This is a genomic window from Chitinophagaceae bacterium (assembly GCA_016713085.1).
GTDB lineage: Bacteria > Bacteroidota > Bacteroidia > Chitinophagales > Chitinophagaceae > Lacibacter.
Genome location: JADJPV010000002.1, coordinates 1,581,907 through 1,607,576, shown reverse-complemented (window position 1 = coordinate 1,607,576; position 25,670 = coordinate 1,581,907). Strand labels below are relative to the sequence as shown.

Genomic DNA, 25,670 nt, shown 5'->3' with positions numbered 1-25,670 from the left:
TTTATATCAGGGTTAATGCATGATCTAATTCTTTCTGCGCTGATTCGTACTGTTCTTTATCAGGTACACCATGATGCCATTTTACATCGTTCTCCATATAGCTTACACCCTTACCTTTTATCGTGTGTGCAATGATTACCGAAGGCTTTCCCTTTTCAAAGGGTAAGCTGTTGAACGCTGCTTTTAATTCATCCACATCATTGCCGTTTATTTCTTTTACGGCCCAGCCAAAACTCTCAAATTTTTTATCCAATGGGTCTGTATTGCAAACTTCAGCAGTAGTGCCGGAAATCTGTAAATTGTTTTTGTCAATAACAGCACAAAGGTTATCCAGTTTGTAATGTGCCGCTGTCAAAGCCGCTTCCCAGTTTGAGCCTTCAGGTAATTCGCCATCTCCCAGTAATGTAAATACTCTGTAATCTTTTTCATCCATTTTTGCAGCGAGTGCTGTTCCAACACAAATAGGCAATCCATGTCCTAATGCACCGGTATTTTGTTCAACGCCTTTTATTTTTTTTGTTGGATGGCCAATGTAGTGGGATTTATATTGGCAGAGGGTATTCAAATCATCTTCAGGAAAAAAACCTTTGTCTGCAAGTACTACATATAATGCTTCCACACAATGCCCCTTGCTTTGCACATACCTGTCCCTGTCAGGTGAAGTGAAATTTTGCGGAGATACATTCAAAACTTCGTTATACAGTACATTTAAAATATCGATACTCGACAAACTGCCGCCGGTATGCCCGGCTTTTGCTTTGGTGATGTACTGTAAAATCTTCTTACGGTATATCAGCGATTTTTGTTTTAATTCTTTTGTTGTCATTTTACCTGTTCAGTTTCCAAGTCAGGAATGAGAATAGGTTTCCCATCCCAAATAATTTTCAAATGCTTCTTTTAAAATGCCTGCTGTTTTACTGGCATTCATTACAACATGGTGTTCAAAGCCATTACGGCACACATACTGCATTAAACCCTGCAGGTTGTCAATTTGCGCTACTGCTCTGTTACCAAATGTGTTTAATGCATCGTTGGTTAATTCACCTTCACCAATATATGCTTTGATAATTCCTTTACAATCATCTGTACTGATTCGGCCATAAGTAAGAGGCATGGCTGGTGTACGTCCATCTAATGCTCCATATGTATTTTCAGTACCTACAGAAGTACCAAGGATTGGAGCGGTGCTGATGGTTATATCGGGCAAAAATGACTTGGCCCAGTTACCACAGTGAAACAATACGCATTTTGTATCGTCATCTGCATAGTTATTATTCCAGTCAACCAGGGCAGAAGGGGAGCCGCTTGCCAATTGCATAGCATACATACTTAATGTTCCGGTAACATCTACTTCACAGGCAGATGGCAGCATATGCTCACTCATCATACTCATACTGGTGCACACATTACAGCCATAGTTTTGCTGCAACGATGTCCAGCATTGAATAGCAGATGCGTCCAGATAATTTTCAGCCATAAAATTGGCCAGCACTACATCCAGTTTTGCTATCTGTACTAATTTATCCGGTGGCGTTAATCCTGTATTTGTATACGCATGAATTTTTTCTAATTTTTCTTTTACTGATTTATCATCAGCAGTTAGTTTGTTGGCATTGCCTAATATTTCTGATAAATCAACCGTAGTAACCGAAATACCATTGCGCTGTAAAATCTTTTCACTGTAACGGACTGTATTAAATGCTCCCGGTCTTGCTCCAACTGCACCAATGCGCACTTTACGTAAGCCTTTCACCACACGGCATACTGCTGTAAATTGTTTTAAGTCGCTGATAAACGATTCGTTTTTCGGACTTACTACATGCTTTGTTGTTAAGGAATATTTTATACCAAACTGATATAAATTATTGCAAACTGAAATCTTACCACACCAGGCATCCCTTCTGTTTACAACATCCATTTTGCCCAAATCATCAGGATAAGCCTGTATTAAAACAGGAACATTCAAGCCTGACCATTTAATGGTTTCAGCCACACCTTTTTCGTCACCAAAGTTGGGAAGGACTACAAGGATACCGTCAATTTCTTCCGCATGTTTATTGAACAGAGCCGCACATTTTTGTGCTTCTGCAAAAGTTTCTACACCACCCAGTTTTGAATCGGCATCGCTCAATAAAACGGGAGTGATGTTAAGTTTTTTGAACAAGTCAAGAATTTCGTTTCTTGCCTCAGCAACCAGTTTGTCAGGAAAGAAATCACGGTTGCCAATGATTACGCCCAGTGTTGTTTGTTTAGTATTTGCCATTGTTATCAGCTTGCTATTATTAATTCAATTTCATTATCCTTAAATACCTGTTTGTGCTTTTCTTCAATGCCGGCATCTGTTATGATGTAATCAATCAGGGATAAAGCACCCAGGCTTGCAAAAGCGGCTTTGCCTATTTTAGTAGAGTCGGCCAGCAGATATGTTGTTTCGGCTGCTTCAATCATTGCTTTTTTAACTACTATATCACTTATACTTGGGTAGGTAAGACCGGCTTTTAATGATATACCCGCTGTAGCCAAAAACAACTTTTGAACATGCAGCCCTTTGAAAAAATCTGCAGCCTTTTGGCCTGTTAATGACAGAGTAGGCGGTTTAAACTCTCCGCCGGTAACAATCACTTCAATTCCAGGCTCTGCTCCAAGCATTAATGCTATATTGAGCGCATTGGTAATTACGGTAAGGCCTTTCATGCCTTTCAGTTTTTTGGCCACTTCGGTAGTGGTGGTACCAGAATCCAATATAATTGTATCCCCGCTTTCAATGAACTCAATGCATTTTTCTGCGATCAACTCTTTTTATCAAGGTTCTCCTGGTGCACTAACGAAAAAGTCTGAACCTGATCTTTAATGTTTTTAATATAAGCTCCACCATGTTCACGGGTTATGGAGCCATCCTTTTCCAGCTTTTCAAGGTCCTGCCGGATGGTTACCTCGGTTACCTTAAAGATTTTTGCCAGATTTAATACTTTGGCCGAACCATCTTCCCTCAGTAAGTCTAATATCTTCTCTCTTCTATGCGTTGCAAGCATAATCGACATTTGACCAAAAATAAGCCAATAATGAAAAAAAAAAAAAAATAATCGTAAAAAACGAAAATATTATAAAGCCAGTGAATACGGCTTACGCATTTAAGTAATGATTTGCTTGTTTTTAAAAGGATTTATTAAGTGAGTTGAATCTCATCACCAAGAATGGAAAGCAGTGGTATAAAATATGAATGGTGTGGAAGCACCACCACTTTGGTTAACGGTACATCAGGAAATCGTTGATTTTCCCGGAAACGAATTATATGAAAGTAAATGAAGTTGTAAATGCTGGAACTGTTAATTTTACAGCAGTTTAATTTTATCTCTCAGGAGATCAACATGTGTGGAGCACTTCTGCAACACCAATGACATTTAAATACAACAACCAATCAAGGGTAGCAACCAATTTGGCATTTACAGCCTGTAACAAATTTGTATTTTCCAGTAATGGTTCTTACGATATAATTTACAAGGTAAATGCGTACGGCAAACTGGTATTGCTGGTCTGCCAAACCGGGCGGTAATAATATCAGCGCACCAGGCACAGGTTCTTACAGGGTAATATTTATAAAATTCAAAAAAGTAAATGAGAAAAATACTTTATACAGCAGGGCTTTTATTTGCAGCAGTTGCATTGTCATCTACCTGCAAAAAAAATAAAATGACTCCGGATCCGGTTCCTCCAGTTGTTGAAACAGGATTTGTGAAAGGAGCTGATATTGGCTGGATAACAGAGATGGAAGCATCAGGTAAAAAATTTTACAATGCATCGGGTGCAGAAACAGAGTGTTTTGCATTGATGAAATCACTTGGCATGAATACCATTCGCCTGCGAGTATGGGTTAACCCAAGTCCTGCCTGGAACAATGCTGCTGATGTAGTGGCAAAAGCGCTGCGTGCAAAAAATCTTGGTTTGCGTGTAATGATTGATTTTCATTACAGCGATTCATGGGCCGATCCTGGTCAGCAAACAAAACCGGCAGCATGGGCAGCAATGAGTTTTGCAGATATGAAAAATGCATTGTCAGCACATACCACTGATGTGTTGAATCAGTTAAAAACAGCAGGTGTAACTCCCGAATGGGTGCAGGTGGGTAATGAAACCAACAATGGTATGTTGTGGCCCGAAGGAAGAGCATCCACCAACATGAGTAATTATGCGCAACTCGTAAATGCAGGTTACGATGCTGTGAAAGCAGTGTTTGCTTCTGCAAAAGTGATTGTACATGTTTCAAATGGCTGGGATAATTCTTTATTCCGCTGGAATATTGGCGGACTAATCAGCAACGGTGCTAAGTTTGATGTAATTGGCATGTCTCTGTATCCTTCTTATGTAGCGGCGGGATGGGGGAGTGCCAACCAACAATGCCTTGTGAATATGAACGATATGGTTTCACTTTACAATAAAGAAGTGATGGTTGTTGAAGTTGGGATGCCCTGGGATAATGCGGCAGAATGTAAATTGTTTATAACAGATCTTATAACAAAAGTAAAATCAGTAACAGGCAGTAAAGGTTTAGGTGTACTGTATTGGGAGCCTCAGAGTTATGGTGGATGGAAAGGCTATACACTTGGTGCGTTTGATAACAGCGGAAAGCCAACTGTTGCAATGGATTCATTTAAGAATTAAGTTTCCTTCAGGTGAATATTATTTGCCGGATAACGGCATGAAAAAGCTGATTTTGTAAAATCAGTAGTTTTTAAATTCTTCCTCTGTTTCTACAGGGAATTTTTCAGATTATACACTGTTAAATAATAAGCTGTAATGATTTATTTCAAGAAAGCAGTCTTTTGTTTTGTGTTATTTTTTTCTGTTACAATGCTTGCTGCACAAAAAACAAAGCAGGCTAATCTTGTTTATGCAGATAAACAGGGAGTACTGCGTTACACTTCAACGAAAGCAGAGGCAAGTTTTTTTGGCGTAAACTACACTACCCCCTTTGCACATGCATATCGTGCACACAAAGTATTAAATGTTGATCTGGAACAGGCTATCCGTAATGATGTTTATCATTTTTCACGGCTTGGATTAAATGCATTCCGGGTGCATGTATGGGATAATGAAATAAGTGATACAGCAGGTAACCTTATTGAGAATGAACACTTACGTTTATTTGATTTTTTACTGGCTGAATTAAAAAAACGAAATATCAAAACCATTATTACTCCCATTGCTTTTTGGGGAAATGGTTATCCTGAACGGGATGAAGCAACTCCCGGTTTCTCCCGTTATTTTGGAAGGGGAAAACTTACCACAAATGATACGGCGATCCGTGCACAGGAAAATTACCTGAAGCAGTTTTTTAAACATATTAATCCGTACACCAAACTCAGTTACGAAAATGATAAAGATATTATTGCTGTTGAACTGAACAATGAGCCCTCGCATAGTAACCCCAAAAAAAGAGTGACGGATTATATAAACCGTTTGGCAGCAGCGGTAAAAAGTACAGGCTTTACCAAACCTTTATTTTACAATATTGCACAAGGCCCATACTTCAGCGATGCTGTTGCAGCATCAGTTGTAGATGGTTTCAGCTTTCAATGGTATCCATCGGGATTGGTGGGCAATCAAACAATCAAAGGAAATACATTGCCAAATGTAGATCTGTATCAAATTCCATTTCGTGATACAGTTACAGCATTTAAAAACAAAGCATTGATGGTGTATGAATTTGATGCAGCAGATGTAATGGATAGTTATATGTACCCGGCAATCGCAAAAAGTTTCAGGGGAGCCGGCTTTCAATGGGCGACACAGTTCGCTTACGATCCAATGGCGATTGCCTATGTAAATACAGAGTATCAAACCCATTATCTCAACCTTGCTTATACTCCTTCAAAAGCCATCAGCATGATGATTGCTGCTGAAGTGTTTCACCGTGTACCACGTATGAAAAACTTTGGTGCATATCCGGCCGACAGTGTGTTTGATGTGTTTCGGGTGAGTTATGCAAATGCATTAAGTGAAATGAATGCGGCTGATAAGTTTTATTATTCCAATAACACAACCACTGTACCTGTTAATAAAAAAGAATTAAAACATATTGCAGGAGTTGGCAGTTCACCTGTAGTACAATATGAAGGAACAGGTGCTTATTTTCTTGATAAAATTTCAGATGGAGTGTGGATACTCGAAGTAATGCCCGATGTAATTTATGTAAGGGATCCGTTTGAACGTGCATCACCCAACAAAGAAGTTACGCAGATTAAATGGAATAAAAACAGGATGAAATTATTTCTTGATGGGCTGGGCGGAAACCTGATTGTACGTGCAGTCAATCAAGGTAACAATTATACAATACAGCAAGGAGTTAATCTGGAAGATGGCTTTGATATTACTCCGGGCAAATACATTATCAGTCATTTATTAACAGATGAAAAATGGTCTTATAACAGTGAGTTTGTTGCACCTCTATCTTCTAAAAAAGAAGTTGTTGTGCGGCATGAACAATTTACAGAGGTAAGCGCCGGTAAATCTTTTTTGATCAAAGCGATTGTTGGAGGAGTTGATTCTGCACGTGTTTCTGTACAATTATCAAAACTCGGTGGCGGTTTATTCCGGAATATACCCATGAAGAAAAACGGTTATGAGTATACGGCTGAAATTCCTGCTGATGTTGTAGTAACCGGCCAGCTGCCATACCGCATACTGGTACAAGAAGGAAATGAGTTTGTTACCTATCCCGGTGCAATCAAAGGGAATCCTTTTGCTTGGGATAACTACAGTTTTGAAACATATAAAACCAATATTGCAGCAGCAGGTTCTTCGCTGGAATTATACAATCCTTCAACCGACAGAACAGTACATGTTTTACCCAATTTCAGAAGGGGATTTCAAACGGGGTATGCATCAGGCAGCAGCACAGGAACCCTGATTCATAAATTCAGCATTACCGATATAAAGGAGGATGAAGTAATGGGTCTGCAGCATTTCATTGGTAATAAATTACAACAAAGAAGCTCTGAACTTAACTCATTTACAAAAATCATCCTACGGGCACGAACAGAAAACAAGGAACCGCTGAATGTAAAAATTACACTGGTTAGTAAAAATGGTTTTGCATTTGCTGCAATTGTTTCTTTAAGCAATCAGTTTCGGGATATGGAAATTCCACTGGTACATTTCAAAAACGATAAGGCGTTGCTGATGCCAAGGCCGTATCCCGGTTTTCAACCGCTGTATTTTCAATTGTCGGCAGTTGATGAAGCGCTGAATTTAAAAAACATCGAAAAAATTGAAATAACGGTCAGTCCCTTAATTCAACAATCAAACAATAAATCGTACAGTCTCGAAATAGAAAAAATAGTACTTCAATAAATAAATCCGTAACACAGGCGTACCTTGCTGTCCTTCGTGTTACCTGCAAAAACTGAATATGAAACATAAGATTATCGCATTTATCCTTTGCGTTACAGGATTAAGCTTGTCAGCATCAGCACAACGGTCTCATGTCAACTTCGATAACAACTGGAAATTCGCATTTGGCCATGCCGCCAATCCCGATAAAGATTTTAACTACAGTATAAAAACAATCTTTTCTAAATCGGGTGGTGCTGCAGGTACTGCTATCGATCTGCGTTTTAACGACAGCAGCTGGCGTTCGCTCAATCTCCCGCATGACTGGGCAGTGGAACTTCCTTTTGTGCAGGTGGAAAATTTCGATGTGGAAAGTCATGGATACAAACCTGTAGGTGGTTTATTTCCTGCAACGAGCATTGGCTGGTACCGTAAACATTTCACTATTGCAAAAGCCGATTCGGGCCGTCGTTTTCAATTGCAGTTTGATGGAATTTTCCGTGATGCGCAGGTTTGGGTCAATGGATTTTATCTTGGAAATAATAAAAGCGGTTATGTTGGGGTGAATTACGATGTAACTGATTTTATTAACTACGATCGTAACAATGTCATAACGGTTCGGGTTGACGCTACACAATATGAAGGTTGGTTTTACGAGGGTGCCGGTATTTACCGCCATGTATGGCTGAACAGTTATGCCAACACACATATTGCAACGGATGGTGTTTTTGCTTATGCTGCTATCACCGGTAATAAAGCAATATTGAGCGTTGAAACAACTATAGCCAATGAATACAGTGTCGGCGGCAGTTACTCTGTCAACACCTATTTAACTGACAGAAGCGGTGTTAAAATCGGCACTGCAAAAGAAGCACCAGTTACCATCAATTCAAATGAAGAGAAAACAAGTAAGCAAATCATTAATGTTACAAACCCAACACTTTGGTCATTAGAGAATCCATATCTCTATCGTGTGGTGGTTGAGTTAAAGCAGAATGGAGTTGTTGTTGACAGCAAAAAGCTCCGCTTTGGTTTCCGTACTATTGAAATCAAACCAAATGGTGTTTTTCTTAATGGAAAGTATATAAAACTGTTTGGAACAAACAATCACCAGGATCATGCAGGTGTAGGAAGTGCATTGCCTGATTATCTGCAATACTACCGTATTAGTGTGTTGAAAAATTTTGGCAGCAATGCATACCGTACAAGTCATAATACACCAACCCCGGAGTTGTTAGATGCATGCGACAGTTTGGGTATGCTGGTAATGGATGAACAGCGATTGCTGAACAGTAGTGCTGAATACATGGATCAGTTTGAACGCTTAGTAAAACGTGACCGCAGCCGCACATCTGTATTTATGTGGAGCATTGGTAATGAAGAAGGCTGGATTCACACTACATCACATGGCAAACGAATTGCTGAAACATTTATCAGTAAATTAAAGCAGCTCGATCCAACCCGTACGTCTACCTATGCTGCTGATTTACCCAATGTGTTTAAAGGAGTGAATGAAGTAATTCCTGTACGCAGTTTTAATTACCGCCAGTTTGCTGTTGCAGATTATCACAACGATCATCCAACTCAACCGATCATTGGAACAGAGATGGGCAGCACCGTTAGTACCCGTGGTATTCTGGAAAAAGATTCTATCCGTGGGTACTTACCCGATCAGGATATTACAGCACCGTGGTGGGCAAGCAGGGCAGAAGAGTGGTGGAAACTTGCTGCAACAAATGATTTCTGGCTTGGCGGTTTTATATGGACTGGTTTTGATTATCGTGGTGAACCTACACCATTCAAATGGCCCAATATCAATTCGCATTTTGGTGTGATGGATGTATGCGGCTTTCCAAAAAATATTTATTACTACTATCAAAGCTGGTGGACAGATAAGGATGTGTTACATATCTCTCCACATTGGAACCATCGTAACGAATGGGGTAAACCAAAGAAACAAATTGATGTGTGGGTGAACAGTAATGCAGATGATGTAGAACTGTTCTTAAACGGAAAAAGTTTAGGAAAGAAGGATATGCCACGCAATGGACACCTGCAATGGAAGGTGGAATTTGAACCCGGCAAACTGGAAGCTGTTGCCAATAAGAAGGGAAGAATCCTTAAATCAAAAGTAGAAACAACCGGTGCAGCAACAGAAGTAGTGTTAACGCCTTATAAAACTACTATGCTTGCTGATGGTAAAGATGTAACAGTGATGAATATAACAGTTGTTGATCGTGAAGGCCGTGAAGTTCCGGATGCAGATAACATGATCAAGTTTAAAATTGAAGGCGATGCAAAAATTATCGGCGTTGGTAACGGCGATCCCAGCAGTCATGAACCCGATAAATGTGTGGATGGTGCGTGGCAACGGAGTTTATTCAATGGTAAATGCCAGGTAATTGTGCAGGCAGGAACAAAGCCCGGCATCATTAAGTTTGAAGCAGGTGCCAGCGGATTGTTCACCGGGTCAACAGATATTATTACTGTTTCACCTGAGAATGTAAATACGGTTACAATCGATGAGAAATATAAACTGAAAGGGGAAGCAGCTAAGCCAAGAACAGTTGATCAAATGCTGGGAGCTGATATTTCTTTTCTTCCTCAATTAGAAGAGCGTGGAATGAAATTTTCAGATAAAGGCGTTACCAAAGATGCGATTGAGATATTAAAAGATCATGGAATTAATTATGTGCGTCTCCGCATTTTTAATGACCCTGCACAGGAAGCTGGTTACTCGCCTAAGAAAGGTTTCTGTAACCTGGATTACACAAAACAAATGGCGAAGCGTGTAAAAGCTGCCGGTTTAAAACTTCTGCTCGATTTTCATTACAGCGATTACTGGGCCGATCCCGGAAAGCAATACAAACCTGCTGCGTGGAAAAATCTTTCATTTGAAGAATTAAAGCAAGCATTATATGACTATACCAAAATGGTGATGGAAGAACTGAAAGCGCAGGGTACCACTCCTGATATGGTGCAGGTAGGTAACGAAATCAATCATGGCATTGTATGGCCCGAAGGGAATGTGAGCAATATTGATCAAACAGCACAGTTGCTTTGTGCAGGCACAGCAGCGGTAAAAGCAGTTGATCCAACTGTACAGATGATGTTGCATGTTGCATTGGGCGGACAAAACGATGAATCTGTTTTCTTTATCGATAACATGATTGCCCGTGGTGTACAGTTTGATGTAATTGGGGAATCGTACTATCCAAAGTGGCATGGTACATTAGCTGACCTGGAAAATAATCTCAACGATCTTGTTCGTCGCTACAATAAAGATGTGATTGTGGTAGAGTATTCAGCATTAAAAGAAGACGTCAATAAAATTGCCTTCAGTTTACCCAATGGAAGAGGAAAAGGAACCTGCATCTGGGAGCCATTAAGTACATGGGAGAAGTTTTTTGATAATGATGGGAAATCCAATCAATATTTACTGCTTTATGATGCAATGAGTAAACTTTTTTTACGGGAAAAATAAAGCTGCATCCTGTACCGGAGGGGTAGGTTGATCAGTACTCTGTTTGAATAAAATAAATTGAATTTAAGCAGAGAGCATATTATGCTAAAATAGTTTGCTGCATGATCCAGGAAAAATATCCAGTTTAGTGCCATTACATGTTCTTCTGTATGCAGACGAAATGCAGCCATTTAATAGCCTGGTTTCAGGTTTTGGATATTCTGTAGTGCTCATATCTTTTTACTTAGCAATTTATGAGTCGGATTAGAAAAGTATACCTGCCATCTCAAACAAAAAATTGAATGAAAAAATTTCTTACTGCAGTTATTTTTTTTGTGATTGTATATACCGGTGCAATCTCTTATCTACAGGCACAGCCTGCATTCAACCCTGTTATTTATGCTGATGTTCCTGATATGGCGATGATCCGTGTGGGCGATACTTACTACATGAGCAGCACAACCATGCATATGAGTCCGGGTGTGCCAATAATGAAATCGAAAGATCTGGTTAACTGGAAGCTGGTGAACTATGCATACGATACTTTGGCAAATGTAGATGAATTGAATCTCGCCAACGGCAAAAGCACTTATGGCAGAGGTTCCTGGGCAAGCAGCATTCGCTATCATAACGGTACTTTCTATGTAAGCACATTTGCACAAACAACCGGTAAAACCTACATCTACAGCACAAAGAATATTGAGAAAGGTCCATGGAAAGCTGTTTCTTTTAAACCAAGTCTGCACGATCATTCTTTATTTTTTGATGAAGATGGCAAAGTGTATATGTTATATGGTGGAGGTAAACTCACCCTTGTTGAATTAAATGAAGATGTATCCGGAATAAAACCTGGTGGAATAAATCAGGTGGTAATAGAAAATGCAAGTTTGCCATCTGGTGATAACGGAGGTTTAAATGCAGAAGGCTCACAACTGTTTAAAATGTATGGAAAATATTACCTGTTCAATATTACCTGGCCAAAAGGAGGGATGCGTACTGTTGTTATACATAGGGCCGATAAAATTACAGGACCTTACGAGGGCCGTGTTGCCCTTCAGGATAAAGGCGTGGCACAGGGTGGTCTTATCAATACATCGCAAGGTGATTGGTATGCATATCTGTTCAGAGATTACGGAGCAGTTGGTCGTATTCCTTATCTTGTACCTGTTAAATGGGAAAATGGATGGCCGGTAATTGGCAGTAATGGTAAGGTGCCTGATACATTGAATCTTCCATCCAGCAAAGGGTATATTCCCGGCATAGTAGCTTCTGATGAGTTCAACCGTAAGCCCGGTGATATATCTTTCCCGCTGGTTTGGCAATGGAATCATAATCCTGATAATAAAAACTGGTCACTTGCTAAGCGCAAAGGATATCTCCGCATTACAACAGGAAGAGTTGACACATCTATTCTTCTTGCCCGTAACACACTTACGCAACGAACATTTGGGCCTGAATGTTCGGGTACAACTGTTATTGATATTAGCAATATGAAAGACGGTGACTTTGCAGGTCTTGTGCTTTTGCAGAAGAACTATGGATGGGTGGGAGTGAAATCAACTGAAGGAACAAAATCAATTGTTATGATTAATGCTGAATCGGGAAAGCCTGTTGAAGTACAAAGTCTTCCATTGGTGCAGAAGAAAATTTATCTGAAAGCAGACTGCGACTTTGTTAACCGAACAGATAAAGGGTATTTCTATTACAGTCTTGATGGAAAAAAATGGACAGCAATTGGTTCTCCATTGCAAATGACTTACACATTACCTCATTTTATGGGTTACCGTTTTGGATTGTTCAATTATGCAACTAAATCAACAGGTGGTTATGTTGATTTTGATTTTTTTCATATAATGGATACAATCATCCGGTAAACACAGGCAGATCAGCAGTAGGCTACTTGGTTATGTTTTACCATTCGTTAATATGTTCAGCAACTGTGATCATGGGCGCAACCCAGATGCTTTCTTGTTTTTGCTTTAAATAAGTAAGCAATTTATGGTGATCTGTCAGCGAAACATTTAAACTGTTGCCACCGCCTACACCGTGAAAAAGTATAACAAGCAGTGAGTTGGTTTCAATTGCTTTATCTACCCATGCTTTCATTTCTTCAAAGCTGTTATTGTTTACCATGTAGCAATCTATATTGTACAGATCCACTTCGTTAATCTTATGCATTTCGTTACGTACTGCTCTTGCCGCAACAAAATCTTTTTTCATTCCATTAATGAAAGAGGAGTCAGCAATCTTCATATCGCCGCAGGTGAATGCAAATGTGCGTTTGATTTTTCCATCAAGTGCCTGCAGAAAGGTATTCGTCATGCGTATTTCATTTTCCATACGCTTCACGGTATAATTATTCAAATTGTTTTCGGGTGAAACCCACTCACGGCCGGGGCTGTTACCAATACAGGGATGAAACAATGTATGATTACCTAATTCGTGACCCGTAACAGAAAGTTTTTTCCAGTCATTTATTCTTGTTTGTACTGATTGTGAAAAAGCAGTTATATAAAACGTTGCTTTCAATCCCAGTGAATCCAACAATGGAACTGCATTATCCAGGTGCTGATCTATTGCATCGTCATATGTAAGTACAACGGCACATTTTTTTCCATACCATGGAGATTGTGTTTGTGCATGTAAAATAACTGTAAACAAAAATGCAGAAGCTGTAAGTAGTATCCTTTTTTTGAGCATGATTTTCCTTTTCAATAATGTTATAGAATCAGCAATACAATTAACGGGCAACTTTTTCATACTTCAACACACGGTTGGCCCATGGTATAAAGAATTTAAAGTTAGGAGCATCAGTATGTCCTCCGTCGTGCTGCCGCCATGCCAGTTCACCATCGAGCAAGCCTGTAAGCACCGGCGGCATTTGTTCTGTGTTATAATCATTGCTAACACCCAAATCTTTTGCTCCTAATAATTTAAATACGGTACCTGCTGCAATGGTTGCTTTATAGCTTCCCATTTGATCGAGCCAATTGGCATCTCCTTTCTCCGGTATTCCATAACTGACGAACACTGGCCTTGGTGCACAAAGTGCCAACAGTTCATGTGAGTCAACGGGAAGATCGCAACCTGTTTTACTGCCAAAGGAAGATTCTGCAGTTGCGTATTTTAAATAATTTCCCGACATCCAGTGATACTCACCACTGCCTGCAAGACTTTCAACCGCTTCACCAAAAACACGGCGCTGCAGTGTTGCACCACCTTTTCCTGAAGAACCGATTAATACAATTGCAAATCGCTGATCAAAAGCCATTGTTACCAATGCTGCTTTTCCATAACGGGATACGCCTTCAATACCAACTCTTTTTGTGTTGATCAATGTATCTGTTTCAAAATAATCCAATGCACGTGATGCACCCCAGCCCCATGCTCTTAATGAACCCCAATCGTCAGGCTTACGTGGTTGTCCTTTATTTACTAAACCAATAATACCTCTTGTTAAACCTGCACCATTATCAGCCTGGATACTGTTTGGCTCTATCACACAGTATCCCCAACCTGCAGCCAGCAATTGTTCAGTAGGGGGTGAGTCGCCTGTTGGGGCAGGTGCAAAAAAGTTTGAACCGGGCAATCGTGTAACAGGTGAATAAGCAGGATAGCGATCGAAGATGGCTTTCATCTCCGGGTTCTGCTGTATCATCATCTCTTTGAAAGTTGAATTGAGCTTTTCCATGTCTGCAGGGTTGGGTTGTGCAGGAGATGGTAATGAAGGGAATCCAAACATGATCAATACAGGAACAGGGCCTTTTACATTCAATGGTAATACAAGTACCATGTTGATGTTTACATGAATGAGAGGATATTCGCTGTTATCAACATGACCCACTAATTGTTTTGCAATAACAGGAATGCGTCCAACAAATTCATAATCGGTGATTTTTGCAGTCCATGTAACGTTTGGTGTTTTTGATGGAATTCTGCCATACATTTCAGTTTCAAAATCTTCCACAATTTCCGGGCGTCTCTGTTGCCACCACTGTTCAGCATTGGTTACTTTTTTACCTTTTTTGGTAATCAGTGCATCAGGTAATAACGGACAGGGGTTTGCTATTGCTTCATCGTAATTAGCATGATTGGGAGCGGACGCATTACCGCTTGGGCCGGGTCTTAATTTTTTAATACCCAACTGCTGCATCATTTGTGCCTGATCCTGTTGAGCAGTGAATGTAACGAGTCGGGGATACTTACTGCTGTCAACAGAAACAGACTGTGCAGTTATCTCTGATGTAAAGCAGATGCATAATAACAATATCAAATAATTTTTCATACAGAAGTTTATAGTATTAGAGATACTTTTTTATTTATCAGTTCTGAATGGTGATGCCGGTAATCCATCTTTGTTAAAAAGATTTGGATTAACAGGATTATCTGCCCAGGCATAACGCATATACATTGGTTCTTTAACTTCATCACTCCATACAACAACTTTGTTGCCTTCTATTTTTGCTTTTGCCCATACAAATTTTTTATCGGCCCCTGCAATAGCAAACTCACTTAACTCTTCGCCATCATTAGTTACTAAGCCACTGCCTGTATTTGAAAATTCTATTATAATCTTGTTTGACTCAATAGTTGCCGATTGAAAAAGCGGACCTGAATAAACAATGTTTTCATTGTAAGCAGTTTTCATTGCAGCTAAGGCTAAGCGCTCACCAACATCTTTTTTATTGTCGGGGTGAATATCATTCCATTCGCCAAGTTCAATAGTAACTGCCATCGCCGTATTGGGAACGGAAAGAGTTTTTAGTTGCCCTTCACGTAACTCAGCCCATTGGCTTTCGGTAGGGAGGTAGTTATAATCCATAAAGCCCGGAAGCTGTATGTACAGAAATGGAAGTGAGCCCTGGTTCCATTTGCTTCGCCAGTCATTAATTAATGCGGATAAAAGTTTTTCATATTCCTTTGGCCTGCCTGCATTGCTTTCACCCTGGTACCAGCAAAAACCTTTAATAGTATAATTGATCTCCGGTGCCACCATTGCATTGTACAATGCTGCCGGTTGATTTTGTGCATTGATGCCTCCACCAAAACCTCCGCCTGTGAAAGGTTTATACACAAGACCAACTTTGTATTGCCAGTAGCCTTTCAAATCAACTGTATCAGTACCTGAAAAAATACAGTAAGGTTTGTCTGATACAAAACCGCCTTTGCCAGACGAGTTTGTTACACGAATAACAAAAATGTTTTTCCCTGCTTTTAAAACATCTGCTGGAACTGGATATCTGCGTTGCGGATATTGATAAGTAGTTTTACCAACTAATTTTCCATTGATGTATAATTCATCTGCATCAACAATTCTTCCTAAAAAAACTTTTGCAACTTTACCAGCCATTGATGCCGGAATTTCTATTTCTTTTCTAAACCAAACAACACCATTCAGATCTTTAATGCCCTGGTCTTCCCAGTAACCGGGAAGATTGATATTGCGCCAGCCTTTAGGTATATAGTTGACATCAAGCCATTTAATGGCAGCTGATAAACCTGCATCAACAGGGGGCGGCATGCGGTTCGTAGTGGGAGATCTTCGGTTCAGACTGTTGAGATAAGCTGTGTCTTTATTTTTTTCGATGGTATTTTTCAGTGAAGTAAAATCTTTTAACCCTTCTTCACTTGTCCAAGCTTCAACAGGTGTGCCGCCCACACTTGCATTGATGATACCGACAGGTACTTTGTATTTTTCGTATAAACGCTTTGCAAAGAAATAGGCAACTGCAGAAAATGGACGAACATCTTCACCAACTGCTGCTTTCCAGTAACCGCCCGGCAGGTTCTGTTGTGCTCCCTGTAAGCCGGTAAGTGTTGGTATCCAGAACTGTCGTATCTGCTGATCGTTTGCTTCTGCAATTTCTTTTGCATAGGTTACATCATGAATATTCAGTTGATGCACCATGTTTGACTGACCACTGCAAAACCAAACATCGCCAAATAAAATTTCTTTCAGACTGATTTTATTACTTGCAGTAATATTAATCGTATACGGGCCGCCTGCTTTGGTTGGAGGAAGTTTGATGATCCATTTACCATCCGCATTACCTTTTGTTTTATATGTTTTTCCATTAAACTTCACGGTTACTTTTTCATTTACAGACGACCATCCCCAGATATTTACGGGTACATCTCTTTGCAGGATCATGCTGTCTCTTACAATTTGAGGAAGTTTTACCTGTGCACCTGACTGATTAGATAACAACAAAAGAATACAGCAGATGAGCAGGCATGTTGTTTTTATTTTGCTATTCATTTTTCTTAAATAAACATATTTAACAATAATATGCCGATCAATCCCAGAATTGAAATGATCGTTTCCATAATAGTCCATGATAAAAAAGTTTGTTTCAGAGTTACTTTGAAAAATTCTTTGAACATCCAGAATCCCGAATCATTGATGTGAGAACCAAATACACTGCCGGCACCTACAGCCAGTACCATCAATTCAGGTGAAACTGCACCTGCAACAACAATGGGGGATACAATGCCTGCAGCAGTTAAACCTGCTACTGTTGCAGATCCTATTGCGACACGTAATAAGGCAGTTACCACCCATCCAAACACCAATGGATGAATCTGCCAGTCACTGCTGAATGAAGTAATGTAAGCTCCGGTTCCGCTGTCGGTTAATATTTGTTTTAATACACCACCTGCAGTAATAATGAGCATGATGACTGCAATACCTGATATGGCATCATTGAGCCATTGCATAATTACCGGCATTTTGTTATTCATCCTTATACCAAAAAAGTAAATGGCGCAAAGCACTGATAGTAATAAAGCAATGGTGGAATCACCAGTAAACAGAATAACATTCTTTATGAGTGAGTCATCTGATAAAAAGTATTTTGCTATCACAGACAGTGTAATCAAAAATACCGGAAGTAATGCGATGATAAAACTTGGAGTAACGGAGGGTAATTTTTTGTCAACGATTATGTTATCTCCAATAGAAAAGGGAGCCAGTACACCTGTCGTTATTTTTTGCAGTAAGCGACCTAAAAACGGTCCGGCAATAATTACAATCGGTATTACAAGTATCAATCCGTAAACAAGGGTTTTGCCGAGATCAGCTTTAAAGGCATTTACCAGTACAACAGGCCCGGGGTGTGGGGGTAAAAAACAATGTGTGGTTGATAAAGATGCCGCCATAGGAATAGCGAGATACAGTAAAGGTAATTTTGTTCTTTTGGCAACAGAAAATACAAGCGGCACAAGAATGATAAAACCTGCATTATAATAAAGTGGAAGTCCAACTAAGAAACCTGTAAGCAGCATGGCCCACTGAATATTCTTTTCGCCAAAACTGTTGATGAGTGTACCCGAAATTTGTTCAGCAGCACCACTTGCTTCCAGTATTTTTCCAAGAACAGCGCCAAGGCAAAGGATCAATGCAAGCCCGCCCAATGTACTGCCAACTCCTTTTTCTACAGAAGTAAGGATGGCAGAGGGTTGCATGCCCAATAAAAAACCAATGAAAATAGCTACGATCAGTAACGATAAAAAAGGGCTGACTTTTTTAACCGTTAAAAAAATCTGCAAAGCAATTCCCAGTAAGATGATTAGTAAGGGCATTCGTCTTATTGTTTTTATTCTGATTGATTTTATTCTCTCATTTTAAACCGCAGTACATACATATCGTTTGTGATGTACAATGTTTTTTCATCGGGTGATAAAGCACAATTCGATGAAGAATTTTCTAATTTCAGTTTACCTAATAATTTTCCGCTTTCATTAAATATATAAATTCCGCCCGGGCCTGTTGCAAATACATTCCCATTCTTATCGATCTTCAATCCGTCCGGCAGACCATTTAACTTTTTATCATTACCAGCAGCACTGAAAAATAGTTTTGGAGGGAAAATAGTATCACCAGGATTTATATCAAACAGATACCAGTTAGGTTTTTCGGGATCAGAATTAGCAACCAGCAATCTTCTTCCTCCGGGGAAAAATGCAAGACCGTTGGGGCGGGAGAGGGAGTCGGTAATTAAGGTTACCCGACCTTTTTTTGTTAATCTATAAACTCCATTGAAAGGAATTTCTTTTTCAGTGTCCTTATCATCCTGTGTACTTAATCCATAAGGCGGATCAGTAAAAAATAATTCGCCAAAATTATACACTGCATCATTTGGACTGCTGAGCCGTTTGTTATTATACTTATCGGCAAGTGTAATAAATTTTGCTATTGGTTTATCTAATGCAGCATCCATTCTCGCCATTCTTCTGTCGCCATGCTGACAAAGAATAAGGCTGCCTTCAGCGTCCAGTATTAAACCATTGCTGCCGGGTTCTTTGCAGATGGATGGAAGGCTGTCTGTATAGCCGGATGGCTTCAGGTAAACTTCTTTTCCTTTTTCTTCTGTCCATTTGTAGATTGTATTAGCAGGCACATCAGAAAATAACAACATCTTTTCCTTTTCGATCCACAACGGTCCTTCACTCCATTCAAAGCCCTCAGCAATGATCTCTGCTTTGGCGTTTGGAGAAATAATTATATCCAATGCAGGATCCATTCTTTCAATAGCGCCAATCGATTTGTATTGTGGCTTACTGTTACAACTTACTATGAAGACGATAAAGCAGAAAAGAAAAATTTGTTTCATACTCTGTATATATTTTACTTAATACTATTTTTAATTTAAAACCTAAACTTCCCCTTTAGGGGCAGGGCTTAATGTAAATCTCTTGTTACTTCACTTCCGCTGCCGCCCTGCAAAATATCAAGGTCTGCTCCGAGATGTGCCTGCTGCACATGGTCAATATAAAATTTTACATAACCTCTTGTTGCCATTGGTTCAGGTGCGACCCATGCCAGTTTCCGTTTGTTTAATTCTTCATCGCTTACATCAAGATGAAGTTTTCTCTGATCGACGTCAAGTTCAATCATATCGCCATCTTTCACTAATGCAAGTACTCCACCAATGGACGATTCAGGTGAAACATGCAGCACCACAGTTCCTGCAGCTGTGCCACTCATTCTTCCATCTGAAATGCGGATCATATCTTTAACACCTTTCCTCAGTAATTTCTCAGGAAGATCAACATTGCCAACTTCAGGCATGCCGGGATAACCTACCGGCCCAACACCTTTTAATACGATCACAGAGTTTTCATCAATATCCAGATTTGGGTCATCAATTCTTGCATGATAATCTTCCATCGTTTCAAACACAACCGCTTTGCCCCTGTGCTTCATTAATGATTTTGTCGCAGCAGATGGTTTAATGATGGCACCATCGGCACATAAATTTCCTTTCAGCACAGCAATACCTGCTTCCGTTTGCAAAGGCGTATCAACAGATGCGATCACTTCACGGTTGTAGCAAACGGGTTTGCTGTTGTTATCACCGATTGATTTTCCATTAACTGTAATCACATCATTGTGCAGATATTTTTTTAGTTCATTGATCACAACAGGTAATCCACCGGCATAATAAAAATCTTCCATCAAATATTTTCCTGAAGGTTTCAGGTTGGCAAGCAATGGAATTTTGCTTCCGATAGTATCAAAGTCCTCCAGATTTAATTCAATACCTATTCTTCCGGCAATCGCAAGCAGGTGAATGATTAAATTGGTTGAGCCACCAACACCGGCATTTACTATAATCGAATTCTCAAACGCTTTTCTTGTAAGAATTTTTGAGAGTTTCAAATCTTCTTTCACCATCTCTACAATTATTCTTCCTGATAATTGCTCCCTTACTTTCTTTCTTGAATCAACAGCAGGAATAGCAGCAGCACCCGGTAATGTAAGACCCAGTGCTTCCACCATGCAGGCCATAGTTGAAGCAGTACCCATACTCATACAATGTCCCTGACTTCTTGCAGCGCCAACCTCTGCTTCATGAATATCTTCTGCTGTATAATTCTCTACTAATGTTTTTTCCTTTACCATCCAGTTGAATGAGCCGCTGCCAAGGCATTCGCCTTTGAATCTTCCATTCAGCATTGGACCACCTGGAACAACGATGGTTGGCAGATCAACACTGCATGCACCCATTAAAGTAGAAGGAGTAGTTTTATCACAACCTGTAAGTAAAACAACACCATCAATCGGATTGGCACGAATGCTTTCTTCTGTATCCATACTCGCCAAATTCCGAAAGAGCATGGTTGTGGGCCGCATGATTGTTTCACCCAATGATGTAACCGGAAACTCTAATGGAAATCCTCCAGCTTCAATTACACCACGTTTTACGATTTCTGCAAAATCACGCAGGTGACCGTTACAGGGTGTCAGTTCGCTCCATGTATTGCAAATACCAATAACGGGTTTGCCCTGGAAATAATCATCAGGATATCCCTGGTTACGTAACCAGGAACGATGTACAAATCCCATCTTATCAGATTTGCCAAACCAATCGTAGCTTCTGAGTTTGTAAGAATCTCCGCCCTGCTGAGAGTTATTATCTTTTTCGTTTTTCATTTTTAAAAGTATTGTTCTTTCTCAATAATGCACTTGCACACCAAAGCACAGGAGCCTGTCCATGAAAATCACCTGTAATGTGTTTTCGGTCCATATAATATTGCCGGTCGTTCTTTTTCCCGGTTCCTTCACACACTCAGTGATTTCATTATTTTCATTGATATAAGAAATTAAGCCAAGCCATCCTTTCCTTGCGGCTTTGCTGTATGTTTTTTTATCAAGCCATCCATTCTTTACACCAGTGATCATTGCAAAAGTAAACATGGCTGAGCAGGATGTTTCAGGCCAGAAAGCAGGATCATCAACCAATTGCCGCCACATACCGTTCTCACTTTGATACTTTAATAAAGACCCCATCATTTTTTTATAACCATTCATGATTGCTTTATAGTTCGTATTGTTTTTTGGTAACACTCTCAGCAATTCAGTCATACCTGCTGCCATCCAGCCATTTCCTCTTCCCCAGAAGAAAGGAGCATCGGGGGCATGATAAAACAATCCATTTTCTTTTTGCAGCTCATGTAAATAAAAAACCATTTCAGTTGCAGCACGATCAATATATTTCTGATCGCCTGTTGCACGAAATGCCTGAGCCTGTATCATTGTAATCATATACATGTCATCAATCCACAATCTTGTTTGCCAGCTTAGCCCATTATTGTAATAGGTGTAAGATTCAGGAATTACTCTTGGACCTTCGGGAGCAGCCCATTGTTTGTCTGCATAATGTTTACCGAGGTTAAAGTATTTTTTGTCTTTTGTCTGCAGATAGATCTCTAATGGTAGTGCACCAAAGACTGTGTAGTCTACATGGTCAGGAACTGTAAGCAAAGATGAATCCTTATCAAACAGCGGAGTAAACCTGTCAATCAATTTTGTTCGCAGGTCATTATTAGCAGTAAGATCAGCAAATGTTAAAGCTCCGTACCAGGTACAAACTTCAAAATAGGGGATATGCGGTTTTGTTCCCGGCGAATTATATACGCCATGTGCTGAAGAAATGAAACGCTCTGCAATACGAAGGCCAACTTCTTCTGGCGACTTGCCTTTTGGCCAATCATTGAATTGGCCGTAACTGTTTGCAACCAGTATACAGAAAGTTAAGATGATAAAAAAAAATTGCTTCCGTAACATTCTTTAGTTAATCTTTTTTAATAAATCAGTCCCGCCAAATCTTTCCAATTGCAAGGCACTTGCTTTGCCGTTTTCTATTTTGAAATCAATGTTCAGAAATTCTGACGTTGAATAAAAGCCTGTTTCAGTTGATGCATACAGCTGGTATTTATTGAAAGGGGAATAGAATAAAACGAGGCTGCCGTTTTCCTTTTTTATTTCAATTCTGTTTCCCGTTGCTGATACATAAATACCGGCATATTTATCCAGCAGCTTTGTATCAAGACTCAGCTTCGGCCGTTCAAAAATATATTGAAGACCTCTGCTGTATGTTTCTGATTTTGTTCCTGAATGCCCGGTGTTTTCTAATATTTTTGATTGAATGCTTACTGATGAGTAGTTCCTGCCGATCATTTGTGCGGCAAATTTTTCATAAGCAGGTCGGCTGCTTTCCACATCTCCAACCGTCATATACAAACGCACAGGTTTGGATAATTTTTTCTGATAAAACTCTTTTTCAAACTGGTACATTACTTCCCTATCCCAGCCAATAGCAGGGCTGGCAGCGGCATAGCCTGTAAACAGTTCCGGTTGAGTGAACAATGTATATACTGTAAATAATCCTCCAAGTGAACAGCCCATTAATATTCTGTTTGCACTATCGGCTTTATAATTTTTTTCAATAAACGGGAACAGTTCATTTTTTATGAAGGAAAGAAATTTATCTGCACCACCACTTTGCGGAGCTCTTGTTTCTTTAGTTGAAGTATAATCTCTTGCTCTTAAACTGTCGGGGTTTGGTTTTATTCCTCCCCATGTTACGCCCACAATAATCAGTTCAGGAATAAAGCCATCATAATACTGCTGACCGAAAATTGATTTTACCAGTGAGAAATCCCATTGAGAATCCATCAGGTACACAACAGGAAATTTTTTTGTACTGCTCCTGTAACTGCCCGGTAACAGGATATGCAATTCATATTCCTGCCCGGTAACAATGGAAGAAGTAATTTTTCTTACTTCAGAACCGGGGATATCCACACGGGGATATTGAGCAAAACTATTCATCGAAGTACAGATGAATAAAATGAATAATATTTTTTCATTCTTTATGCTTTAATGAAATGTTCATTTATCATTATTCAAACTGAATGGCAAAATACATGCAGGGTTTTGTACCAATATTTTTTATTCCATGAAGTATATTACTTCCAAGATAAAAGAAATCACCTGTTTTTCCTTTGGCGAAATTTTCACCTATCTGCATTTCGGTATCACCTTCTATCATGATTATTATTTCTTCTGCACGGTGCGTATGTGGATCGTGGCTTCTCAGTCCTTCTTTCAGCGTGGTAACATGCATTTCAAATCTTTTCTGCATGGCAGTAGGATGTTCAAAAAAATCTCTTCTGCCACCGCCGTTATTGTTTGGTTTAAACGGAATGGCTTCCCAGAATTTTATAAACGAGCCTCCATTGTTTTTTCCCCTTTGCAGATCCTTTGGGGCTTTGCTCCGGTATTTCATAATATAAAAACTGCAGGGCTTTATACTGTTGAGTAAAATCTTTTTTCCGGGCATTAATATTGCTACACTTCCGGCATTCAGTGCAAAGGTTGAATCGCCCAAGCCAATTTGCAGGGTACCTGTTTTCACAATAATTAATTGTTCCTGGTTTTTGGGAACAGTTTGTTTGATTCTTACAGGTGATGGATTTAAACTGTTTGCAGTTAACTGTATCCATTTAAAGTCATGGGTTTTTCCTTCCAGCAATACAGTGGAAGAAATTTTATTGATTGTTGATGAAGCTAGCTCAGCCCAATTGTAAACTCCTGATAAGACTGAGTCCTGCTGCGCCAAAGTGTAAAGCGGGAGCAGGAATAATATGGCAAGTATTTTTTTCATGTTATGGTTGATTAAATTCAGTAAAAAAATCTATTTCACTTCATAGCCTTTGCGTTGTGGCCTCGACAGGAGTTTATTTGCTTCATCATCATTATTAAATTGCTCCTTTGCGGGGTCCCAGTATAATTTCCTGTTTAGCTTCATAGCTATATGATGCAGCAGGCAGGCTGAGCAGGCACGGTGTGCTTCTTCAACCGGTGCAATTGTTTTTTTATTATCACGGATCGCTTCCAGCCAGTTGGCATGATGATCTTTACTTACAGTAAAATGAAATTCGTTTTCAGCTATTACAGATGTAAGGAGCTTTGGATCGCTGGCATCAATTTTCTTCGCCTGTGCTGTTCCGGCATTGCCATCAGATGATGTAACCTGGTAATCTCCTCTTGAAACAAAAATCCATCCGGTTGTTCCTTCAAATTTTATCCCGTTTTGAAACTCGTTGCTTACAATCATTGTAACACCGTTTGCATAGGTTGCACCGGTTTTAAATACTCCATGTACATTCCACAATCCACCTGTTGCAAACTCAGCTTTTTCATTCCAGATTTCAACAGGTCCGCTGCTTTCCATACCCATGCCCCAATGTGCAGAATCAATATGATGTGCACCCCATCCGGTTATCATACCTGCACCAAACTGCTCACAACGTAACCAACCGGGACGACCATAACCAACTTGCGGATGTACACGGTCTTCAGTATAATACACTTCAGGAGTTGATGCAAGCCACATATCATAATCCAAGTTTTTTGGAACAGGCATTTCGTCTGTCTTTCCTCCGGGCGGATCACCGGGCAAACCAACATAAACAGTTTTCAGTTTTCCAATGCGGCCATTACGAACCAACTCTGCTGCATAACGGAATTGTTCACTGCTCCGCTGCTGACTTCCTATCTGAAATTTTACGCCGCTTTTCTGTATCACATTGCTGATGATTCTTCCTTCAGCAATCGTAAGTGATGCAGGCTTCTGCATATAAATATGTTTACCTGCACGTGCTGCTGCAGCTCCAATCATGGCATGAGTATGATCGGGTGTACTTATCAATACTGCATCAATATCTTTATTCTGTAACAGTTCACGGTAATCTGTATAAACTTTTACACCGTCAAATGGTTTGCCATCTCTTTTTGAGTAAAAATCATTCACCAATGTTTTTCCTTCCGCAGCTCTGTTTGAATCCAGGTCACACACTGCCATCAGCTGAGCATAATTCTGACCCCATACACCGGGCATATCGTGAATGCGTGAAATACGGCCGGAGCCAATTGCCGCAACGTTAATGCGGTTACCTGGTGCATTTTTTCCAAACACACTGAAAGGAACAATTGACGGCAACGCAAATATTGCAGATGCTTTAATCGAATTGCTCAGAAACTCCCGGCGGGACTGTGTTCTTTTTTTCATCATTCAACTTTTTAGTGATT

Annotated in this window: 15 protein-coding genes and 2 pseudogenes; 4 read left to right on the top strand and 13 right to left on the bottom strand. The window is 39.8% G+C overall.

The window, feature by feature from the left end; genetic code table 11:
* Position 1: 1 nt before the first annotated feature.
* The 3 genes and pseudogenes from IPK31_19870 to IPK31_19860 form a co-directional block, all read right to left on the bottom strand.
* Positions 2–826, bottom strand: coding sequence for a transketolase (locus IPK31_19870; GenBank protein ID MBK8089986.1), 825 nt, complete (start codon positions 824–826; stop codon positions 2–4).
* A 21-nt stretch (positions 827–847) separates the two neighbouring features.
* A complete protein-coding gene (locus IPK31_19865; protein MBK8089985.1) occupies positions 848–2,263 on the bottom strand; it encodes an L-fucose/L-arabinose isomerase family protein in 1,416 nt (471 codons plus the stop codon).
* A gap of 5 nt (positions 2,264–2,268) precedes the next feature.
* Positions 2,269–3,032: pseudogene (locus IPK31_19860) on the bottom strand (DeoR/GlpR transcriptional regulator).
* Between the two features lie 583 nt (positions 3,033–3,615).
* Here IPK31_19860 and IPK31_19855 point away from each other — a divergent pair.
* The 4 genes from IPK31_19855 to IPK31_19840 all read left to right on the top strand — a co-directional run bounded on the left by IPK31_19855 (position 3,616) and on the right by IPK31_19840 (position 12,666).
* Positions 3,616–4,659, top strand: a complete 1,044-nt coding sequence (locus IPK31_19855) for a glycosyl hydrolase 53 family protein (GenBank protein MBK8089984.1) — start codon at positions 3,616–3,618, stop codon at positions 4,657–4,659.
* 135 nt (positions 4,660–4,794) lie between these two features.
* Positions 4,795–7,350 (top strand): cellulase family glycosylhydrolase, encoded by a 2,556-nt coding sequence (locus IPK31_19850; protein ID MBK8089983.1) that lies wholly within the window; start codon positions 4,795–4,797, stop codon positions 7,348–7,350.
* A 58-nt stretch (positions 7,351–7,408) separates the two neighbouring features.
* Positions 7,409–10,813 (top strand): glycosyl hydrolase 53 family protein, encoded by a 3,405-nt coding sequence (locus tag IPK31_19845; GenBank protein MBK8089982.1) that lies wholly within the window; start codon positions 7,409–7,411, stop codon positions 10,811–10,813.
* Between the two features lie 281 nt (positions 10,814–11,094).
* Positions 11,095–12,666, top strand: coding sequence for a glycoside hydrolase 43 family protein (locus IPK31_19840; GenBank protein MBK8089981.1), 1,572 nt, complete (start codon positions 11,095–11,097; stop codon positions 12,664–12,666).
* Positions 12,667–12,703: 37 nt separating this feature from the next.
* Here IPK31_19840 and IPK31_19835 read toward each other — a convergent pair whose 3' ends face one another.
* The 10 genes and pseudogenes from IPK31_19835 to IPK31_19790 form a co-directional block, all read right to left on the bottom strand.
* On the bottom strand, positions 12,704–13,492 hold the full coding sequence (locus IPK31_19835) for a polysaccharide deacetylase family protein (protein MBK8089980.1): 789 nt from the start codon (positions 13,490–13,492) through the stop codon (positions 12,704–12,706).
* A 40-nt stretch (positions 13,493–13,532) separates the two neighbouring features.
* Positions 13,533–15,077, bottom strand: a complete 1,545-nt coding sequence (locus IPK31_19830; protein ID MBK8089979.1) for an acetylxylan esterase — start codon at positions 15,075–15,077, stop codon at positions 13,533–13,535.
* 30 nt (positions 15,078–15,107) lie between these two features.
* Complete coding sequence (locus IPK31_19825; protein ID MBK8089978.1) at positions 15,108–17,051, bottom strand: sialate O-acetylesterase; 1,944 nt, start codon at positions 17,049–17,051, stop codon at positions 15,108–15,110.
* A gap of 5 nt (positions 17,052–17,056) precedes the next feature.
* Complete coding sequence (locus IPK31_19820) at positions 17,057–18,373, bottom strand: gluconate transporter (GenBank protein MBK8089977.1); 1,317 nt, start codon at positions 18,371–18,373, stop codon at positions 17,057–17,059.
* 29 nt (positions 18,374–18,402) lie between these two features.
* Positions 18,403–19,404, bottom strand: a complete 1,002-nt coding sequence (locus IPK31_19815) for an SMP-30/gluconolactonase/LRE family protein (protein MBK8089976.1) — start codon at positions 19,402–19,404, stop codon at positions 18,403–18,405.
* A gap of 68 nt (positions 19,405–19,472) precedes the next feature.
* Positions 19,473–21,227 (bottom strand): dihydroxy-acid dehydratase, encoded by a 1,755-nt coding sequence (locus tag IPK31_19810; GenBank protein ID MBK8089975.1) that lies wholly within the window; start codon positions 21,225–21,227, stop codon positions 19,473–19,475.
* A pseudogene (locus IPK31_19805) lies at positions 21,208–22,361 on the bottom strand (glycoside hydrolase family 88 protein). Before IPK31_19805 ends, IPK31_19810 begins: the two are co-directional and overlap by 20 nt.
* 3 nt (positions 22,362–22,364) lie before the next feature.
* Positions 22,365–23,408 carry an alpha/beta hydrolase gene (locus IPK31_19800; protein MBK8089974.1) on the bottom strand — a complete coding sequence of 348 codons (1,044 nt, stop codon included), beginning with the start codon at positions 23,406–23,408 and terminating at the stop codon, positions 22,365–22,367.
* A gap of 70 nt (positions 23,409–23,478) precedes the next feature.
* On the bottom strand, positions 23,479–24,243 hold the full coding sequence (locus IPK31_19795) for a cupin domain-containing protein (GenBank protein MBK8089973.1): 765 nt from the start codon (positions 24,241–24,243) through the stop codon (positions 23,479–23,481).
* 30 nt (positions 24,244–24,273) lie between these two features.
* On the bottom strand, positions 24,274–25,653 hold the full coding sequence (locus IPK31_19790) for a Gfo/Idh/MocA family oxidoreductase (GenBank protein MBK8089972.1): 1,380 nt from the start codon (positions 25,651–25,653) through the stop codon (positions 24,274–24,276).
* Between the last annotated feature and the right edge of the window lie 17 nt (positions 25,654–25,670).

Coding starts and splice junctions, on each gene's coding strand:
- IPK31_19870 (MBK8089986.1), bottom strand. CDS start 826: ATGACAACAAAAGAATTAAAACAAAAATCGCTGATATACCGTAAGAAG.
- IPK31_19865 (MBK8089985.1), bottom strand. CDS start 2,263: ATGGCAAATACTAAACAAACAACACTGGGCGTAATCATTGGCAACCGT.
- IPK31_19855 (MBK8089984.1), top strand. CDS start 3,616: ATGAGAAAAATACTTTATACAGCAGGGCTTTTATTTGCAGCAGTTGCA.
- IPK31_19850 (MBK8089983.1), top strand. CDS start 4,795: ATGATTTATTTCAAGAAAGCAGTCTTTTGTTTTGTGTTATTTTTTTCT.
- IPK31_19845 (MBK8089982.1), top strand. CDS start 7,409: ATGAAACATAAGATTATCGCATTTATCCTTTGCGTTACAGGATTAAGC.
- IPK31_19840 (MBK8089981.1), top strand. CDS start 11,095: ATGAAAAAATTTCTTACTGCAGTTATTTTTTTTGTGATTGTATATACC.
- IPK31_19835 (MBK8089980.1), bottom strand. CDS start 13,492: ATGCTCAAAAAAAGGATACTACTTACAGCTTCTGCATTTTTGTTTACA.
- IPK31_19830 (MBK8089979.1), bottom strand. CDS start 15,077: ATGAAAAATTATTTGATATTGTTATTATGCATCTGCTTTACATCAGAG.
- IPK31_19825 (MBK8089978.1), bottom strand. CDS start 17,051: ATGAATAGCAAAATAAAAACAACATGCCTGCTCATCTGCTGTATTCTT.
- IPK31_19820 (MBK8089977.1), bottom strand. CDS start 18,373: ATGCCCTTACTAATCATCTTACTGGGAATTGCTTTGCAGATTTTTTTA.
- IPK31_19815 (MBK8089976.1), bottom strand. CDS start 19,404: ATGAAACAAATTTTTCTTTTCTGCTTTATCGTCTTCATAGTAAGTTGT.
- IPK31_19810 (MBK8089975.1), bottom strand. CDS start 21,227: ATGAAAAACGAAAAAGATAATAACTCTCAGCAGGGCGGAGATTCTTAC.
- IPK31_19800 (MBK8089974.1), bottom strand. CDS start 23,408: ATGAATAGTTTTGCTCAATATCCCCGTGTGGATATCCCCGGTTCTGAA.
- IPK31_19795 (MBK8089973.1), bottom strand. CDS start 24,243: ATGAAAAAAATACTTGCCATATTATTCCTGCTCCCGCTTTACACTTTG.
- IPK31_19790 (MBK8089972.1), bottom strand. CDS start 25,653: ATGATGAAAAAAAGAACACAGTCCCGCCGGGAGTTTCTGAGCAATTCG.